This is a genomic window from uncultured Psychroserpens sp. (genome assembly GCF_947500255.1).
Lineage (GTDB): Bacteria > Bacteroidota > Bacteroidia > Flavobacteriales > Flavobacteriaceae > Psychroserpens.
The window spans coordinates 1,352,080-1,371,164 of the sequence record NZ_CANMRL010000001.1 but is presented as its reverse complement, the minus strand read 5'-3'; the positions used below and the strand labels follow the sequence as shown (position 1 = coordinate 1,371,164).

The 19,085-nt window shown below is 34.9% G+C and carries 18 protein-coding genes; 7 read left to right on the top strand and 11 right to left on the bottom strand.

Annotated features, from left to right (window positions below):
- Positions 1 to 18: 18 nt before the first annotated feature.
- Both Q0783_RS05945 and Q0783_RS05940 read right to left on the bottom strand, forming a co-directional pair.
- A complete protein-coding gene (locus Q0783_RS05945) occupies positions 19 to 1,269 on the bottom strand; it encodes an aspartate kinase (protein WP_298893961.1) in 1,251 nt (416 codons plus the stop codon).
- Position 1,270: 1 nt separating this feature from the next.
- The gene (locus tag Q0783_RS05940; protein ID WP_298894168.1) at positions 1,271 to 1,750 is read right to left on the bottom strand and encodes a GNAT family N-acetyltransferase; all 480 of its coding nucleotides are present in this window, start codon (positions 1,748 to 1,750) and stop codon (positions 1,271 to 1,273) included.
- 117 nt (positions 1,751 to 1,867) lie between these two features.
- Between Q0783_RS05940 and fbp the strand changes: the two genes are divergently transcribed.
- Complete coding sequence (fbp, locus tag Q0783_RS05935; RefSeq protein ID WP_298893959.1) at positions 1,868 to 2,872, top strand: class 1 fructose-bisphosphatase; 1,005 nt, start codon at positions 1,868 to 1,870, stop codon at positions 2,870 to 2,872.
- A 58-nt stretch (positions 2,873 to 2,930) separates the two neighbouring features.
- On the opposite strand, the gene Q0783_RS05930 is transcribed toward fbp, so the two are convergent.
- On the bottom strand, positions 2,931 to 3,362 hold the full coding sequence (locus tag Q0783_RS05930; RefSeq protein WP_298893957.1) for a TerB family tellurite resistance protein: 432 nt from the start codon (positions 3,360 to 3,362) through the stop codon (positions 2,931 to 2,933).
- Positions 3,363 to 3,460: 98 nt separating this feature from the next.
- Between Q0783_RS05930 and mfd the strand changes: the two genes are divergently transcribed.
- From mfd to Q0783_RS05915, 3 genes are read left to right on the top strand one after another with little or no spacing between them, the layout of a single operon-like run.
- Entirely contained in the window at positions 3,461 to 6,790 is a 3,330-nt protein-coding gene (mfd, locus tag Q0783_RS05925) for a transcription-repair coupling factor (protein WP_298893956.1), read from the top strand.
- Complete coding sequence (locus Q0783_RS05920) at positions 6,787 to 7,653, top strand: EamA family transporter (protein WP_298893955.1); 867 nt, start codon at positions 6,787 to 6,789, stop codon at positions 7,651 to 7,653. The genes mfd and Q0783_RS05920 overlap by 4 nt, the downstream gene beginning before the upstream one ends.
- Before the next feature lie 53 nt (positions 7,654 to 7,706).
- A complete protein-coding gene (locus tag Q0783_RS05915) occupies positions 7,707 to 9,017 on the top strand; it encodes a TlpA disulfide reductase family protein (RefSeq protein ID WP_298893954.1) in 1,311 nt (436 codons plus the stop codon).
- A 68-nt stretch (positions 9,018 to 9,085) separates the two neighbouring features.
- On the opposite strand, the gene lysM is transcribed toward Q0783_RS05915, so the two are convergent.
- Positions 9,086 to 9,595, bottom strand: a complete 510-nt coding sequence (gene lysM / locus Q0783_RS05910) for a peptidoglycan-binding protein LysM (RefSeq protein WP_298893952.1) — start codon at positions 9,593 to 9,595, stop codon at positions 9,086 to 9,088.
- Positions 9,596 to 9,792: 197 nt separating this feature from the next.
- Positions 9,793 to 10,737, bottom strand: coding sequence for a nicotinic acid mononucleotide adenyltransferase (locus Q0783_RS05905; protein WP_298893951.1), 945 nt, complete (start codon positions 10,735 to 10,737; stop codon positions 9,793 to 9,795).
- A 230-nt stretch (positions 10,738 to 10,967) separates the two neighbouring features.
- On the opposite strand from Q0783_RS05905, the gene Q0783_RS05900 reads away from it, so the two are divergent.
- The gene (locus Q0783_RS05900) at positions 10,968 to 11,969 is read left to right on the top strand and encodes an NAD(P)H-dependent glycerol-3-phosphate dehydrogenase (RefSeq protein WP_298893950.1); all 1,002 of its coding nucleotides are present in this window, start codon (positions 10,968 to 10,970) and stop codon (positions 11,967 to 11,969) included.
- Positions 11,970 to 12,000: 31 nt separating this feature from the next.
- On the opposite strand, the gene Q0783_RS05895 is transcribed toward Q0783_RS05900, so the two are convergent.
- On the bottom strand, positions 12,001 to 12,396 hold the full coding sequence (locus tag Q0783_RS05895; RefSeq protein ID WP_298893949.1) for a hypothetical protein: 396 nt from the start codon (positions 12,394 to 12,396) through the stop codon (positions 12,001 to 12,003).
- Between the two features lie 103 nt (positions 12,397 to 12,499).
- Between Q0783_RS05895 and Q0783_RS05890 the strand changes: the two genes are divergently transcribed.
- Positions 12,500 to 13,852: a kelch repeat-containing protein gene (locus Q0783_RS05890; RefSeq protein WP_298893948.1), complete on the top strand. Its 1,353-nt coding sequence runs from the start codon at positions 12,500 to 12,502 to the stop codon at positions 13,850 to 13,852.
- On the opposite strand, the gene pheS is transcribed toward Q0783_RS05890, so the two are convergent.
- Together pheS and Q0783_RS05880 are read right to left on the bottom strand one after the other, a co-directional pair.
- On the bottom strand, positions 13,849 to 14,868 hold the full coding sequence (pheS, locus tag Q0783_RS05885; RefSeq protein WP_298893946.1) for a phenylalanine--tRNA ligase subunit alpha: 1,020 nt from the start codon (positions 14,866 to 14,868) through the stop codon (positions 13,849 to 13,851). The two genes, Q0783_RS05890 and pheS, sit on opposite strands and share 4 nt — an antisense overlap.
- A gap of 144 nt (positions 14,869 to 15,012) precedes the next feature.
- Positions 15,013 to 15,369 carry a hypothetical protein gene (locus Q0783_RS05880; RefSeq protein ID WP_298893945.1) on the bottom strand — a complete coding sequence of 119 codons (357 nt, stop codon included), beginning with the start codon at positions 15,367 to 15,369 and terminating at the stop codon, positions 15,013 to 15,015.
- A 113-nt stretch (positions 15,370 to 15,482) separates the two neighbouring features.
- On the opposite strand from Q0783_RS05880, the gene Q0783_RS05875 reads away from it, so the two are divergent.
- A complete protein-coding gene (locus Q0783_RS05875) occupies positions 15,483 to 16,013 on the top strand; it encodes a CvpA family protein (protein WP_298893944.1) in 531 nt (176 codons plus the stop codon).
- A 7-nt stretch (positions 16,014 to 16,020) separates the two neighbouring features.
- Here Q0783_RS05875 and Q0783_RS05870 read toward each other — a convergent pair whose 3' ends face one another.
- From Q0783_RS05870 to Q0783_RS05860, 3 genes are all read right to left on the bottom strand, one after another.
- Positions 16,021 to 16,386 (bottom strand): DUF6686 family protein, encoded by a 366-nt coding sequence (locus Q0783_RS05870; protein WP_298893942.1) that lies wholly within the window; start codon positions 16,384 to 16,386, stop codon positions 16,021 to 16,023.
- Between the two features lie 131 nt (positions 16,387 to 16,517).
- Positions 16,518 to 17,147: a carbonic anhydrase family protein gene (locus tag Q0783_RS05865; RefSeq protein WP_298893941.1), complete on the bottom strand. Its 630-nt coding sequence runs from the start codon at positions 17,145 to 17,147 to the stop codon at positions 16,518 to 16,520.
- 19 nt (positions 17,148 to 17,166) lie between these two features.
- Positions 17,167 to 19,035, bottom strand: coding sequence for a SulP family inorganic anion transporter (locus Q0783_RS05860; protein WP_298893940.1), 1,869 nt, complete (start codon positions 19,033 to 19,035; stop codon positions 17,167 to 17,169).
- Positions 19,036 to 19,085 lie beyond the last annotated feature (50 nt).

The window sequence follows — 19,085 nt, the reverse complement described above, 5'->3', positions numbered from 1 at the left end:
GTAAATGTACTAAATTGTTTATTTAGTTACGATTTGAATGGTTTCTTGTGTTAACTGTTTTAGGAGCAATTCTTTACCTTCTTCTATAGAGGAAATAGCCTGCTCATTATAATGTCTTACAGTATATAGACTCACATTATTATGAGATGTTACTTTAAATTTTGCTTTTAAATGCTGAAGCAAGCGTTCGAGGTTGTCATAATTATTATCAAAACACACCGAAAAACTAATGGCCGAATTTTGAATCACATCAACTTTCATCTTATACAAATGCAACAATTTGAAAATCTCACTAATATTCTCTTCAACGATATAACTAAAATCTAATGATGATAAAGACACTAACACCTGATTTTTCTTTACAATATAACACGGTATGTTAGGCTCAATTCCAAATCCTTTTCCAACGCGTGTTCCTGCCTCTTTCGGATTTAAAAATGATTTCACAAACAACGGTATTTCCTTCTGCTGTAAAGGCTGTAATGTTTTCGGATGAATGACCGAAGCTCCATAAAATGCAAGCTCTATCGCTTCTCTATAGGATATACTATTCAATAATTGCGCATTTTCGAAATAACGAGGATCGGCATTTAAAACACCTGGTACATCTTTCCAAATGGTGACGCTTTCCGCATTTAAACAATAGGCAAAAATAGCTGCTGTATAATCACTCCCTTCACGACCTAAGGTCGTTGTAAAATTGTTAGCATCACTTGCTAGAAACCCTTGAGTAATATTAAGAACCTTAGTGTCAAGCTTTGCTTTTATTTTCGATTGTGTATGTTCCCAGTCCACATTTGCTCTACGATAATAGTCGTCAGTTTTAATCAACTCACGTACATCAAGCCAATTATTTGTCAAGCCAATTTGATTTAGATAAGCACTGATAATTGTTGTAGAGGCAAGTTCACCAAAACCAATCACTTGATCATATACAAAGTTATAATCGGGCGATTTATTACGGCTTAAAAAGTAATCTAACTCCTCAAAAATGGAAGCTATTTTTTTAAATATAGGGTGTTGTATATGTTCAAAAAGATCTACTAAAATCTTATGATGAAAGGTTTTCACCTCTTCGATTGAACCTGCTAATTCTGATGGCTGATCAAAATAGTTTTTGATAACCACTTCGAGTGCATTGGTCATTTTCCCCATGGCCGATACCACCACAAGTGTATTCTCATAACCGACCTGTTGTAATACCGACGCCAAGTTTTTGACACCTTCAGCATTTTTTACTGAGGCACCTCCAAATTTGAATACTTGCATGCTAAATATTTGCTATATAATTTTTTATTTCTGCTTCATTAAGCTGAACCACAAACCAGTCACGCTTAACTAGAGCTCCCTTTTTTTCGTAAAAAGCAATCGCTGGTTCATTCCATTCTATCACTTCCCAACTCACACGCTTTACACCTAAGCTATACGCGTATTTTACAACTTCATCCAATAGGGCTGTTCCTAACCCTGTACTTCGTTTACGCTCACTTACAACCAGATCTTCTAAATGTAGTACTTGACCTTTCCATGTTGAAAATCGATTGTAAACCAAAGCAATGCCTTCTATTTTTCCTTCACACTCAGCAACAAAGCATACAAACTGTTTTGGGTCTTCAAATCCACCTTGTTCTAAATCTTCTACAGTGACTTTCACCGCATCTGGTTCCTTTTCAAAAACAGCAAGCTCTACAATGAGTTCTAGAACTCTAGGCATGTCTTCTTTTGTCGCTTTACGTATAGAAAATGTCATCATTTTTTCTTTACCTCAAATATAGTTTAAAACTTGAGAATTTAATCATGTAATTATAATACGAAAACGTTGTAGTTGATTAAAAAAATGAGATATTTGCATAAACAATCACACTACATGTCTCGAAAAAATCAAACTCTAGGTGAATTTATAATAGAAAATCAATCCTCTTTTAAATACACGTCTGGAGAATTATCACGTCTTATCAATTCTATTAGATTAGCCGCAAAAGTCGTTAATCACGAAGTCAACAAAGCTGGTTTAGTAGATATTATTGGCGCAGCAGGCGATACTAATGTTCAAGGTGAAGACCAACAAAAATTGGATGTTTACGCTAATACAAAGTTTATCCAAACCATGACCAAACGTAATATCGTTTGTGGTATTGCCAGTGAAGAGGAAGACGATTTCATTTCTATTAATAGTCAGGATGAAAATCATCAAAACAAATACGTCGTGCTTATCGATCCTTTGGATGGTTCATCTAATATTGATGTGAATGTTTCGGTAGGAACCATTTTTTCTATTTATAGGCGTGTAACTCCTGTGGGTACACCTGTTACTATTGATGATTTTCTTCAAAAAGGAAATCAGCAAGTGGCAGCTGGATATATTATCTACGGTACCTCAACTATGATTGTTTATACCACTGGAGATGGTGTGAACGGGTTTACTTTAAATCCTGCTATAGGTACCTTTTACTTATCACATCCTGATATGCAATTTCCTAAAGACGGTAAAATCTATTCAGTAAATGAGGGAAATTATATCCACTTCCCGCAAGGCATAAAAAACTACATTAAATATTGCCAGATGGAAGAAGGTGATCGACCTTATACAAGTCGTTATATTGGTTCGTTAGTATCCGATTTCCATAGAAATATGATCAAAGGTGGTATCTATATGTATCCTAAAAGTTCTAAAAACTCTAATGGTAAATTACGTTTGTTATACGAGTGCAATCCGATGGCATTTTTAGCCGAACAGGCTAATGGTAAAGCAAGTGATGGGTTTAATAGAATTATGGATATTGAGCCAACCGAACTTCACCAACGCGTCCCATTTATCTGCGGAAGTAAAAACATGGTTGAGAAAGCAGAAGAGTTTATGAAAAAAGCATAATTACACGTTAAAAAAAAAGCAACCATAATGGTTGCTTTTTTATTTTTTTGTAAATCGTTTATTGATTCATATTTTTCATTTTATCAATAAAGTCGTCTAAGTCTACTTCATAATGTACTAAACTCAAGGCTTTATCTGTAATGTATTTTACATTGTCTGGATTAAAACCTAAACCTATACATAGTTTCTCTAATAAACGCACTTGGCTTTCACCTTCTATGTGATCTGCCCAAACCATACGCGCTAAATCGTATAAACGCTCTAAACGTTTATCATAAGATACAGGTGGATTAATTGGATGACTTTGATAATCTTTTAATATCGTTTTATAATCAGCCTCTGTAATATCTAAACGCGTCGCTAAACGGTCTAAAAAAGCTCTTTCTGCTTCATTAATAAATCCATCACTCATTGCAACTCTAACAATCGCTGCAAAGTGGTCTTCGTTACGCTTTTTAAATCCGCTTTCGAATAATTCTGAAAATGACATATATTTTGTTATTTAAGTGGCACAAAGATAGTTTTATTAATACATTTTAACAATAAGAAATTGGACAAAAAAATTATATTTGCACAAAATAAAATGCCTTGAGTAAAACCATTCTCTCGCAAACGTATGTTCAGGCTTTGCAAATGCAAAATCTGCAAACTGCTATTGCCCAATCTCAAAGTAAACTTCATTTAAAAGGTCTTGTTGGATCTTCATTATCGCTCATTATTAGTGAAGCATTTAAAGCTGCCGAACGCCCTTTTTTACTCATATTCAACGACAAAGAAGAAGCTGCGTTTTATCTCAACGATCTTGAAGTTTTACGCAATGATAAAGATGTACTTTTTTATCCTGGAAGCTATCGTAGACCATATCAAATTGAAGAAACCGACAATGCCAACGTACTCCTAAGAGCCGAAGTGCTTAATCGCATCAACTCGCGAAAAAAACCGGCTATTATTGTCACCTATCCTGATGCCCTTTTTGAAAAAGTGGTGACGCGTCGTGAACTTGAAAAAAACACATTGAAGATTGCTGTTAATGACGAACTCTCTATTGATTTGGTAAACGAAGTCTTATTTGAATATCAATTTAAACGTGTCGATTTTGTAACCGAACCTGGTGAGTTTTCGGTACGTGGTGGTATTGTAGATGTATTTTCATTTTCTCATGACGAACCTTATCGTATTGAATTTTTTGGTGATGAAGTGGATAGTATTAGAACCTTTGATGTAGAAACTCAACTCTCTACCGAGCAGATTAAAAAGATTGGGATTATCCCTAATGTTGCCAATAAATTTTTAGAGGAAAGCAGACAGAGTTTCTTAAAATATATCGCTCAAAAAACAGTTGTTTTTGCTAAAAATACCGACCTCCTTTTTTCTCGCATTGATGATAACTTCGGAAAGGCCGAAGAAACATTTAAAGCTTTGTCTTCAGAATTAAAACATTCTGAACCTGAAGAGCTATTTTGCAATTCAGATACACTGAAACGTCAATTACTCGAATTTAGTTTGGTCGAATTTGGAACGTCTAGCCTATTTTCAGCAGAACAAATCGAATTTAATACCACGCCTCAACCGTCCTTTAATAAGCAATTCAACTTATTGATTGATGACCTCAACACCAATCATAATAAAGGTTATACCAATTATATTGTTTGTGCAAGTGAGCAACAAGCTAAGCGTTTTCATGATATTTTTGAAGATGTCGACCAAGAGGTGCATTATAAAACCATCGTACTGTCTTTATACCAAGGGTTTATAGATCACGACCAGAAAATCACCTGTTATACAGATCACCAAATCTTTGAACGTTATCATAAATTCCATCTCAAAAATGGTTACGCTAAAAAGCAGGCCATCACGCTAAAGGAGTTGACCAATCTTGATGTAGGAGATTATGTAACACATATCGATCATGGTATTGGAAAATTTGGCGGACTCCAAAAAATTGATGTAGAAGGCAAAAAACAAGAAGCCATAAAATTAGTATATGGTGAGCGTGATGTATTGTATTTGAGTATTCACTCATTACATAAGATCACCAAATTTAATGGTAAAGATGGGAAGCCTCCAAAAGTTTACAAATTAGGCAGTAAAGCTTGGAAAACACTCAAGCAAAAAACAAAATCACGCGTTAAGGAAATTGCTTTTAACCTTATTAAGGTCTATGCAAAACGTAAACTAGAAAAAGGCTATCAATACAAACCCGATAGTTACCTTCAGCATGAATTGGAAGCCTCCTTTATCTATGAAGACACACCAGATCAAATCACATCTACAGCAGATATTAAAGCAGATATGGAAAGTGACAGGCCAATGGATCGTCTCGTTTGTGGCGACGTAGGTTTTGGGAAAACTGAAGTAGCGATTAGAGCTGCATTTAAAGCTGTAGATAATGGAAAGCAAGTGGCCGTTTTAGTACCTACAACAATTTTGGCTTATCAACATAACAAAACATTTACAGAGCGCCTTAAAGATTTTCCAGTGACCGTAGATTACCTCAACCGTTTTAGAACGGCTAAGGAAAAACGTATCACACTCGAAAAACTAGAAAAAGGTCATGTCGATATTATTATTGGTACCCATCAGCTAGTCAATAAAAATGTAAAGTTTAAAGACCTTGGTTTACTCATTGTCGATGAGGAACAAAAGTTTGGTGTAGCCGTAAAGGAAAAACTAAAAACACTTAAAGATAACGTTGATGTATTGACACTCACAGCAACACCAATTCCAAGAACCTTACAGTTTAGCTTAATGGCTGCTCGGGACTTGTCGGTTATTACAACACCACCTCCAAACCGTTATCCTATAGAAAGTCATGTGATTCGGTTTAATGAAGAAACCATTAGAGATGCGGTAACTTATGAAATCCAACGTGGCGGACAAATATTCTTCATCCATAATCGTATTGAGAATATAAAAGAAGTGGCTGGTATGATTCAACGTTTAGTTCCTGATGCGAAAATTGGAATAGGTCACGGACAAATGGAAGGTAAGAAACTTGAGCAACTCATGCTTGCTTTTATGAATGGAGAGTTTGATGTTTTAGTGAGTACAACTATTGTAGAAAGTGGTTTAGATGTCCCTAATGCGAATACCATTTTTATCAATAATGCCAATAACTTTGGACTAAGTGATCTGCACCAAATGCGTGGTCGTGTTGGAAGAAGCAATAAAAAGGCCTTTTGTTATTTTATCACTCCAGAGTATTCGGCAATGACCAATGACGCCAGAAAACGTATTACTGCACTTGAACAATTTACCGAGTTGGGTAGTGGTTTCAATATTGCCATGAAAGATCTCGAAATTCGTGGTGCTGGAGATTTATTAGGTGGTGAGCAAAGCGGTTTTATCAATGATATCGGGTTTGATACCTATCAAAAAATTCTAAATGAAGCTATTGATGAACTCAAAGAAAATGAGTTTAAAGATTTATATCAGGACGATGGAAAAGAGAAAGACTATGTTAAGGATATTACTATCGATTCTGATTTCGAACTCCTATTCCCTGACGATTATGTAAACAATATCACTGAGCGACTAAATCTATATACGAAACTGAATACACTTAAAACCGAAGACGAATTACAAACTTTCGAAACGGAGATTATTGACCGTTTTGGAGAATTGCCTATTCAAGTCACCGATTTATTGAATAGTGTTCGTGTGAAATGGATTGCAACCAAAATAGGACTTGAAAAAATCATTATGAAACAAGGGCGTTTTGTGGGATATTTTATCAATGATCAACAGAGTCCGTTCTATCAAAGTGATAATTTTACGAAAGTGTTGAGTTACATTCAAAGCCGTCCACAAGATTGTAAAATGAAAGAGAAGCAAACCAGAAACGGTTTACGTTTATTACTCACATTTGAGCATATTAAATCGGTTAAACAAGCATTGAGTAGACTTCAAGAGATATGAAAGACACGCATGTAAAGCACGTACTTTGGCTAACGGTTGCTACCGTATTTATAAGTACGTCTGGTGCTTTAGGCAAATTTATAGATATGCCTATTCCTGTTATTGTGTGGTGGCGATCTGCTTTAGCAGCAGGTTTTTTATTCCTGTTTTGCAAATACAAAAAGATTAACCTTAAGATTCATTCTAGTCAGGACCGATTGACATTTTTTGTATCTGCCCTGTTTTTAGGAGCCCATTGGATTACTTATTTCTATGCGCTCAAATTATCTAATGTCGCTATTGGGATGTTATCTCTGTTTACATTCCCAATCATTACCGCTATTTTAGAACCATTCTTTTCAAAAGTAAAGTTTGATCCCATTCATCTTGTTCTTGGCGGACTGGTATTAATTGGTATCTATTTTTTAGCGCCAGATTTCGATTTGGAAAGCTCGCAGCTAAAAGGCGTTTTGTTTGGATTACTCTCGGCGGTATGCTATGCCATTAGAACACTTATGCTAAAACAACACGTGTCTTCTTATAACGGAAGTATGCTTATGTTTTATCAAGTGCTCATCTTAGCTGCTGTTTTAGTTCCGTCGTTATTCATTTTAGGAACTTCAGCTATTGAAACACAATTTCCATATGTGATTTTATTAGCCTTATTGACAACTGCCATTGGTCATACCATGTTTATCAATAGCCTCAAATATTTTAAAGTAAGTACAGCGAGCATCATAGCGAGTACACAACCTATTTTTGGAATTATCATTGCCTTTTTCTTCTTAAATGAAATCCCAACATGGAATACCTATTTGGGTGGTGCACTCATTATTTCTACAGTCGTTATTGAAAGTATGCGATCAAAAAGAAAAAAATCCTGATATTTGGCTTGATATTTGAAACTGATAATGTGTTTAAAATAAATAAAACACCAATGAAAAGACTTTTACTACTTCTAACGTTAATCCCCTCTTTTATTTTTGCTCAAAACAGCATAAGCGGGACATTCACTCCTGCCGAACAATTTACCTATGCTTTTTTATATCGCGCCACGCCAACGGGTTCAGATTATATTGATAGAGCACAACTGGCAGATGATGGTAGTTTTAGTATTGTTTTAGCTGCTGATGCCAAACCTGGTATTTATAAAATTGTCTATGCATTACCTCCTGAAGAAAATAATTTCGACTTCATTTACAACGGCAAAGAATCCACTGCATTTACATTTGATCTCGATAAAGGTTTAGAGTTTACAAACAGTAACGAAAACAAATTATGGGCGAGTTATATGAAAAGTATGGACATGATAAACCAAACCTTAAGTAATTTTTACACCCAAGAAAGCACAGATAAAAAAGCCTATTTAGATATCATAAAAACATTGAGTGATACACAAAGTGCTTACGAAGACTCTTCAAAAGAAACCTTAGCATCGCAATTTATAAAAGCGAATTCGCCATACATTCCTCAAGAATTTGAAGACCTATCAACCTACTCTAAAAATTTAAAACGTACATATTTAGATCATGTAGACTTTGGAAGCGCCTTATTACAGAGCTCAGACTTCCTTATAGATCGTGTGTTGGCCTATATCTTCGGAATGACAGCCAGTACAAGTAATGACGTCTATAAAAAGGACGTTGATCATTTAATGACTACTATTGGAGATGGACATGTAGAGATTAAAACGATTTTATATGAAATGATCTGGAGACGTTTTAAGGGTATGGACAATTCAGAGTTGGCCAATTATGTAGCAGATAACCACTTATTAGAACTCGCTAAGACCGTTAATTACGATGCCCTTACCGAACAGCTCGTCGTATATAAAAACAATACTGTTGGGAATAAAGCGGCGAATTTTGATTTAGCCATTACAAAAAATGGTGAAACCATAAGCACAACACTTCATGACTTAGATATTTCAGAGCAGTATTTAGTGGTGTTTTGGAGTAGTACTTGTGGACATTGCTTAGACGAGTTACCAAAATTAAAAACCATGCTTGCCAACAAAAAAGGACTGAAGGTGATTGCTTTTGCACTTGAAGATGACGCTGAAAACTGGCAAAAGAAGATTGCTGAATTCCCAGGTTTTATTCATGTACTAGGCTTAGGAAAATGGGATAACCCAACTTCTGATGCCTATGGCATAGAATCTACACCATCTTATTTCCTATTAGACAAAAACAAAACCATCGTGGCTAAGCCTTATGATGTTGAGGCCTTGAAAACAGTTTTAAAGTAAAAAACGGCTAAACTAAAAAAGGCACAACTTAAAGTTGTGCCTTTTTTTTTATATCGTTAATTTAAACCTTAGTCTAAATGTGGTATACGTAATACTTGTCCTGGATAAATTTTATCAGGATCTGTTAGCATTGGCTTATTAGCTTCAAAGATTTCAGGGTATTTCATGGCATTACCATAATAATGCTTTGCAATTTTTCCTAAAGTATCGCCACTAGCAACCGTATGAAATTGTGCTTCTGGTTCTACATGCTCTACTGTCATTTGATCATCTACAGTTGCTATGCCAGCCGTATTTCCAATCACTAATACAACCTTTTCTTTTGTTGCTTGATCATAAGCCATACCAGATACTCTAGCCATATCATCATCAACAAATACATATAGATTGTCTACTCGTAATTGTAAATCATTAATTGTTTCTTCTAAATTACGTGCTGCTGCTTCCTCTAACTTTAGCTCTGCTTCATCTGCATCTCTTCTTGCTTTTGCTCTTGCTGCTGCAGCTTCCTCTTCTGTTGTTTTTCCTATTCCAAAGACTCTAGCGCCTGTGTTTTTAATAAATGAAAATAATCCCATAGTTGTTAATTGTTTTAAGGTTAATACTGTAATTGTAAAGTTGACGAAATGTTGGTTCTATTCCAATAATGTAATCAGCTTCCAATAGTTAGGACACAAGATATACACACAAGTCACTTCACCTTATAAAAGAAGAAACGCCCATCCCAAATAATTTGAGATGGACGCCTTATGGAGTCTAAATAACCAACCAAAATCTAGCTCCTTGTACTTACCCTAGGGTTATCTTTTTTAGCAGTTTTCTGCTTACGTTTTTTCAATTGTTTCGTACCAGTGATACGTTTTCCAGAAGCATCAGCTTCTCTTAAGAATTGAATGTATCCTCGTCCTGTAAATTCATACACTGTTTCAGATGATGGATGAAATAATTCTATCCTTTGATCATTAATAACGCTCAATTCGAAGAATTCATTGTCAAAGAAATCATAATCTAGTGTTAATGTTTTTAAATACATATTTACACTAATGTCTCCTACACCATATACTCCTGTATAATCCCAATAGATATTATCTGGGTTTGAGATATTTACGTCTTGAGAGCTTCTAAATTCTGAATCATTCCCACCAGCTAAAAACTGAAGGTAATTTTCGTTATCAAATTCATTCAACACACCCATTTCACTAGTATAGGTCTTTTCCCATGCCTCATATTCCTGTAAGAAATAGTGAATGTTATCATAGAATACAAAGTCATAATCAAATGTATTTCTTTGGTATCCATTTAAGAAATAAGACGTATCATTAAACGGGTTATATAATTCTATGGTATTGTTATCAATTTGAAAAACATCAAACGTTTCAAATCCATCAATATCGTGATTGATATCCAAAATCATATTGTACGCATCGTAAGTTCCAACATCAATACCATAACCATTACCTTGGTTACCAAAACCAACCAAATTGTTGTTAGCATATAACACACCATTTCTAAACGAAACCGTAAATGCAATCTGTAAAAACGGTGTCTCACCAGGTCCTAAAGTTTGATTGATATCTACATACCATAACTCGTAGGAGTTTAACAACTGGTTTAATGAAATACCAGGGTTGTTATCTGTGATAATAACTTCCTCTGTGTAACAAGAGGTAAATAATGTTGCGGTTAAAGCAAAGCTTAAAAGTAGTTTCATCGTTTTCATTTGTCCATGTTTTATAAAAAAATGCCGTCAAATGGAATTCACAAAACTTTAAAAAATCTTAGTTACAAAATTCAGATTCTTAAAGTTTATGTTCATTTCATAATTGTCCCTTTTTTGATTTCTAATATCTAACTTTCAAAACGCGTGCCAAAAATGGAAAGTCTAGAGGTTTCCTTCGGAAAAGCGCATAAATTCCTTATTTTTGACTAACTGAAATTGATAATCCATTTATGAGTCAACCATTAAAATATGCTGTATTTGGCGCGGGAAGTTGGGCAACTGCTATCGTAAAGATGCTTTCTGAAAACTTAGATGAAATTGGTTGGTATATGCGAAGTGTGTATACTAAAGAGCATTTATTAAAAGAACAGCACAATCCTAGTTATCTCAGTTCTGTAGAATTTAAGACCGAACAACTCAAAATAAGTAATGATATTAATGACATAGCCGAATGGGCTGATGTCTTAATTTTTGTGATTCCATCGGCTTTTATTCATGGTGAACTCGAAAAGTTAAATGTGGATATCTCAAAAAAGATTGTTGTCTCTGCCGTAAAAGGTATTATGCCTGAGTCTGGATTATTAGTAGGTGAGCATTTTCATGATATTTACCATATCCCATTTGAAAATATTGCTGTTATCGCTGGACCTTGTCATGCTGAAGAAGTGGCGTTAGAGCGATTGTCTTATCTCACCATTTCGTGTGCAGATGCTACTAAAGCACAAGCGATTGCCGATGCACTGTCAAGTAATTATATCAAGACGAAAATTAGTGACGACATTATTGGTACCGAATATGCTGTTATGCTCAAAAACATATATGCCATTGCCGCTGGAATTGCTCACGGATTAGGTTATGGTGACAATTTTCAGAGTGTATTGATGAGTAATGCCATTCGTGAAATGAAACGTTTTATCAAGAAGATGCACAAAATGAAGCGTAATATTAATAATTCGGCTTATTTAGGTGATCTACTAGTAACAGGATATTCAACATTTTCTCGTAATCGTATGTTTGGCAACATGATTGGTAAAGGTTACACTGTAAAGTCTGCACAGATGGAAATGAATATGGTTGCCGAGGGTTATTATGCAACGAAAAGTGCTCATGAGCTCAATAAGAAGAATATAAAAAAAACACGGTTGCCAATTATAAATGCGGTTTATGATATTTTGTATGAGAACAAAAATCCAAAGAAGGTCTTTAAGAAACTGACAGAGAAGTTGGATTAGATCCCTCCTCTTTAGTCGGAATGACAAACCATTACTTCACCAAAACCCCTTTGAGCTGCATCAACGGAATCGTTTGCAAAGCATTAATGTTAATCGTATTCTTTCTAAACACATAGGTTTTGTCTAGCATCGCATTACCTTCAAAAAATGTCACTTTAAACTCATTGTTTAATTGTAGGACATCATTTTGCATAAACTCTATCTTGGCATAGCTTCTGGCAGGAAGTAACTTTATGGTATGACGCATTACAGGTGTCATCTTATCTTCAGAATAACCTTTAGATACGATTAAAACGGTATCGAGATCGACATCTTTATTGTTGATGATATAAGCATTCCAATCATCGGTTTTATACTCAGGGTGTTGTTCTTGAACGACGGCAACAAACACATCTTGAACTTCTGGAATATGGATGTCTTTTTTCATGGCTACAAAATTAATATATTAAGTTTATTATTAAAGTTTAACCTATTGATATTCTCATAAAAATAGTCGAACTTCGTTAGGCAATCATAAGTAATCAAATTTTATGAGGTTCACTTTATTCTTTTTATTTTTTACACAATTTATAATTGCACAAGATATTAGTGGGATAATTCTTGATTCTGAAACAAATGAACCTATTGAAAACGTAACTGTTTATTTTGAAAAGAAAAATATTGGAACAGTTTCTGGTACCGACGGAAGGTTTAATCTTACGCTGAAATCTAAAACATCAAAAACAGATCGATTAGAGTTTTCAATCATTGGTTATCATTCTAAAACGGTAGCAATATCAACATTCACAAAAACAAATACCACGATTTACCTTTCTAAAAAATTAGAAAACCTTGATGAAGTTGTGGTCAATTCTTCCAAAAAATTAAACTCTACAATACAATTCAAAACATTGAAACCCTTAAAAACTGGTGTATTTGCTTTTGATTCACAAGTTGTAGGGAATTACATTTATGTGATTAGCGGGAATTCATCATATACCGAAGACACCGGAAAAAGAGCCTTAGCCGCAGTTAGCTATATGCCACGAGCTACCTTAGGTGATGTTATTAGAGAATTCAGACGAAATTATCCTTTTGAGAACTATAGTGAAAATCTTCAGATTTATGATATTCAAAATAACCAATGGTCAATAGCTGAAACCAAATTTAGAAAACGAGCCTATCATAACCTCAATTGCTACGGAAACACGCTATATAGTTTAGGTGGAAAACGATTATCAGTCAACCGAAAAAAAGAGTATCTAGATGACAAGATTGAAGTGTTCGATATGGGTTCTAAAGACATCGTCATTGATCATACTAATCCACATCAAGGGGTGAACTTTGCATCGTTTACCTATGAAGATAACATTATTGTTATGGGAGGTTCAACTTCAAAAAACAAAAAAGGCAAGAAAGTATATAGTGATGTATCTCATATTTACAATATCACTTCTGGACATTGGTATGAGCTCCAAAAAATGAAAACTGCTAAAGAAACACAGGGTGTTATCATAGACAGAACTGTATATCTTATTGGCGGTTATAATGAAAAGGCCTTGAAAGACATAGAATCTTATGATATAACTACTGGAACATGGAAAACTGAAGGTGAACTATTCTACGATATGGAGCGTCCTGCTTTGGCTGTTCATAAGAACATCATATATATGTTTAATGAAGATCGACTATTAACATATGATACAACAACTGGTCTATTAGAAGCTTATAAAATTAATTTAAACATCAAGCACCCAAAGATGCACTATCATCAAAACAAACTCTATATTATTGGTGGTTATATGGAAAACGACTACTCAAAAAAGGCTTTATCAAGTTTATATGTTATAGACATTGATGAATTTTCTAAAGCGAAGCCTGTAGACTCAAAAATAGTTAATTAAAGTGCACTCTTAAATTGCTCTAAGAAACGTACATCATTTTCGCTTAATAAACGAATATCACTAATTTGGTGAAGTAATAGCGCAATACGATCGATTCCCATACCAAAGGCAAAACCAGAGTATTCTTTAGAATCGATACCACAGTTTTCTAATACATTAGGATCTACCATACCACAACCCATAATTTCTAACCAACCGGTTCCTTTGGTCATTTTATAATCGGTTTCGGTTTCTAATCCCCAATACACATCAACCTCAGCACTTGGCTCAGTAAAAGGGAAATACGATGGACGTAAACGAATTTTTGACTTCCCGAACATTTCTGTAGTGAAATATTGAAGCGTCTGTTTGAGATCGGCAAAACTCACATCTTTATCAATGTATAAACCTTCTACCTGATGGAAAAAGCAGTGTGAACGTGCCGAAATAGCTTCGTTACGAAATACACGACCAGGAGAAATGGTACGAATAGGTGGCTTGTTATTCTCCATATAACGTACTTGCACCGAACTGGTGTGTGTACGTAGTAACACATCTGGATTGGTTTGCACAAAAAAGGTATCCTGCATATCACGAGCAGGATGGTATTCTGGTAAGTTTAATGCTGTAAAGTTATGCCAATCGTCTTCAATTTCTGGCCCTTCACTTACATTAAACCCTATGCGAGAAAAGATATCGATAATCTGGTTTTTTACTATTGAAATTGGATGACGTGCACCAATTTCAATAGGTTCACCTGGACGCGATAAATCACCGTAAATACCAGCTGTTTCCTCTTTGTTCTCCAATTCTTCTTTTAGAGCATTAACCTTTTCTTCTGCAGTCTTTTTGAGTTGATTAATGGTTTGACCAAACTCTTTTTTCTGCTCATTTGCTACATTTTTAAACTCGGCAAAATACTGCTTTAGGAGTCCTTTAGATCCTAAATACTTGATACGGAAGTTTTCAACCTCTTCTTTAGATTGAGTTGTAAATGCTTCGGCTTCAGCGATGAGTTCTTTTATCTTATCTATCATAATACCTGAAAATGAAACGCAAATTTAATCATTTTATCGAGATTTGCGTTAGCGATGGAGGCATTTGTTGGAGCTCTCCAGATACTTTTTATCTGGAAGCGACTGACGAGAGCGCGACCCTTGCGGTAACGCCCAACTAACTAATTAGTCTATAAATTCGGTTTCAATGAAATAGTTAACAATAGCGTCTTTCATCAAGACACTTTGTTCGCCTGCTTTTAAAGGTGGCAATTGCTCTTTTACCTTGTAATGCGGCCAGCCTTCTTCATCTACAAAATCGAATTCGTAATAACCGTAAGGTGATAAGAGTTTACAAATAGCAATATGCATGAGATCCAGCTTGTGGTCTTTTTTAAAACGCCTATCTAGTTGTCCTAATTCTTGAACACCTATTAAATAAATAATTGCGTCTAGATCTAAGGGATCTCCATCTGAAAATCGTGCAGATAATTTCTCTACAACCAATTCCCAACGTTGTTTTAATTGCTCATCTCTTGCCATAAGTTCTTATCGAAGCTATTTAGTTTGCAAAGTTAATAAACTATAAGTTCAACTTTAGCGTTATTATTTTAAAATGAGAAAAATTATGTAGGTTTGTTAAAACTGACTAAACTATGGCTATTATTGATATCATATTAGGAGCGCTTTTATTATTTGGACTTATACGAGGTTTCATGAAAGGGCTTTTTGTAGAAGTGGCTTCTCTTGTTGCATTGATTGCAGGTGTATATGGTGCTATTCACTTTAGCAATTTTGCTGCTGAATTCCTAGATAGTAGGCTGGATTGGGATGAAAAGTATATCAATATTGTTGCGTTTGCTATTACGTTTGTCATCATTGTTTTAATTATTGCTCTTGCAGGAAAAGCATTAACCAAGTTAGCAGATTTTGCGGCATTAGGTGTATTGAACAAACTTTTAGGGGGTGTGTTTGGTGCATTAAAAATTGGTTTAATTTTAAGTGTACTACTTATCGTTTTTGATAATATGAATAATTCGATTCCGTTTGCTGATAAGGAAGACTTAGAAGATTCTATTCTTTATGAACCTGTAAAATCATTAGCACCAATGATTTTCCCAAGTATCTTGAATAAAGGGAAAGATGATCCAAACGAAGAAACCTCAGAAGACACCACTGAAGCCTAATACGCCGTTAATCTCCTTTACTAATATTATTCGCTTTAAACACATGTTCTAATTCTAATTGTGTTATTGTGCCTTTTATTAAATCTTGAACATCTTGAAGCTCGATTAAACTCATTGCTAAACTTATTTGGTTAGCAGGTGTTTGTAATAGCAACGAACGACATGTCCCGTTGTGTTTACAGTCGGAACACAATTGCTGAGAATCTAGGCTTCGTTTCACATTTTTATGAAATTGAATGAGCTCAGCTTCGGTTAAAAAAAACCCTGTATTTCTAAATACAAGTTGTACTTTTTTAAAATCCTTTGCTGCACATCGCTTCCATTGAAACGCAATTCCGAAATCATTATAATAAAGCGTATTGATGTCATTCATAGAAGGTAGATTTTATTGACACAAATATAAATTAGAATGATTCTAAATAAAAATTTATACGCTTTTATATATGTTAAATTTTGGTATAAAAAAAAGCCGCTCAATGAGCGGCTTTTTTAGGATTGATATTTTTACAACATATTTACTTTTCCTGTATGTAAGCTATATACACCACCAGCAATCTTGATTTCTCCATTATCTTCCATTTCCTGTAGAATTTTACTTTTCTCACGAATACGATCTATGGTCAACCTTACATTGTTTTCAACTGTTTTAGCAACAAATTCTTTATTAGATGAATTCGCTTCACCATCGACCTCATCGGCAGATTTTCTAACTGCTGGCATAATATTATCCAACATAGCTGTTATGTTTCCTAATTCGACACCATCGCAAGCTGCTTTTACAGCACCGCAACTTTCGTGACCTAATACAAGAATGAGTTTACTTCCTGCAACATTGCAAGAGTACTCCAAGCTTCCTAAAATATCTACATTTTCGAAATTCCCGGCAACTCTAGCCACAAATACATCTCCAATGGCTTGATCTAATACAGTTTCGACTGGTACACGAGAATCTATACACGATAGTACAACGGCTTTAGGGTATTGCCCACCTGTAGTTTGGTTTACCAGAGCCGAGTTGTCTGTTGCTTGAGAATTTCCGTTAACAAAACGGCTATTTCCTTGTAATAAATCTTGCAAAACACTATCAGGTGTTAATGCGCTTTGAACGTCTTTTGTTATTGCTATATTTTTCATTTGTTGTTGTAATTAAATATTAATATTCGTCTTTTACGTTTGTTTTTATCCAATTCATGCAGTCATTAAAAGATGCAAAGATGTGTTCTTCAGAAATGAAATCTGGTATAATGTCAATACGCTCCATCATATAACGCGGTTGTCTTAACAGTCCTACAAATAGTACATCGACACCTTTAGCTTTTAAATCTTGAAGCATATCTTCCATCGCATATAATCCCGATTGATCCATATATTGCATTCTACCTAAACGCAATACCACTATAGATGCGGTATTTGGTATTTGTAAGGTGAGTTGTTGAAAATCTGAAGTCGATCCAAAAAACAAAGGTCCTTTTAAGTGTTTTATAAAAACTTCTTCTTTTAATTTACTTGGAAAATTGGCTTCATCTGCCCAAGCTTCTTCTTTTAATGGTTTTACATCAGATCGTTCAGCGGTAAGGTCACCTATTTTTTTCATAAACATTAATGAAGCTATCACTAACCCAATACCTACGGCGTAAACTAAATCCCAAAATGAAGAAAGTATAAGTACTACGAGCATTATCAATACTTCGGAACTCAGTTTTAATGGTCCCAATTTAATATCTTTTGGCATGGCAGGAATTGCTTTTAAGCCCTTATAATCCATCACTCCAATACCAACAGTAATTAATATACCTGCTAACACAGCTGCAGGAATTTGAGAGGCCAAATTTGGCAAGCCTGGAATCATTAAGATGCTAAACAATAATATTCCAGCAATCATACCAGATAGTTTTGTTTTTCCACCTGAATTAATGTTCACTACAGTACGAATAGTAGCACCTGCTCCTGGAATACCACCAAATAAAGCTGCGATACTATTACCAATCCCTTGACCAACTAATTCCTTATTGGGTTTATGTTTGGTTTTGGTCATATTGTCTGCCACGATACTTGTTAGGAGTGAATCTATTGCTCCTAAAAGCGCTAGAGCTAGAGCTGTAAAAACATAAGGCGTTATTGCATTTAGATTGAAACTTGTAATGATTTCTAAATTGGGTATTGGTAAGCCTTCCGGAATCTCAGGAATAGGCTTATAATTTAAATTCCCTACGATGGCAATGGTAGACATCACTACTAATGCGACCAGCGTACTTGGAATCTTAGTTGTAATTCGTTTAAATCCATAAATTATAAATATCGTACCCAAAGCCAGTATGACTTCTAGCCAGCTGATGTTCTTGAGCGCTCTTGGCAATACTTTAAGTGCTCCTAAAACCCCTGAAGCATTTTTAGCAGCAAGTGTTTGCGACTCTTTTAAAATATCGTCTTGAGTAATCTTTTCGGCTCGAGATATAGTTTCCTTAAAATCTTCTAATACTAAAATATCTTCAGCAGCTTCTTCTTTTAAAATATTTTCTAGAATAACTTCTTCGGCTTGAGGCTTAAACTGATTGACATAATCCATATCTTCTTTAGGATAATACCCAAGCGAAGGTAAAATTTGTGTAATCAAAATAATAACCCCTATGGCCGTCATAAAACCAGATACAACTGGATAAGGTATATACCGAATATACTTACCTAACCCAATGGCTCCAAGTCCTATCTGCATTAGACCTGCTAACAAAAATACCGTCAAAATTGCCGGAAGTGCTTTTTCTACACTTCCATCATTAGCAGCAATAATACCTGCAATAACTACCATACTTACGGCAGTCATTGGGGCAGTTGGGCCAGAGATTTGTGTATTTGTACCACCAAAAAGAGCTGCAAAAAAGCTAATAAAGATGGCGCCATATAACCCTGCACTAGGTCCTAACCCAGAAGAAACTCCAAAGGCCAGGGCTAAAGGTAAAGCTACAATACCAGCAGTGATACCACCAAAGGCGTCACCCTTGATATTAGAAAACAAATTTTTCATATTTGAAATGTTAGGTTAACCCTAAATTTAGCACTTTTTAAATTAATAAA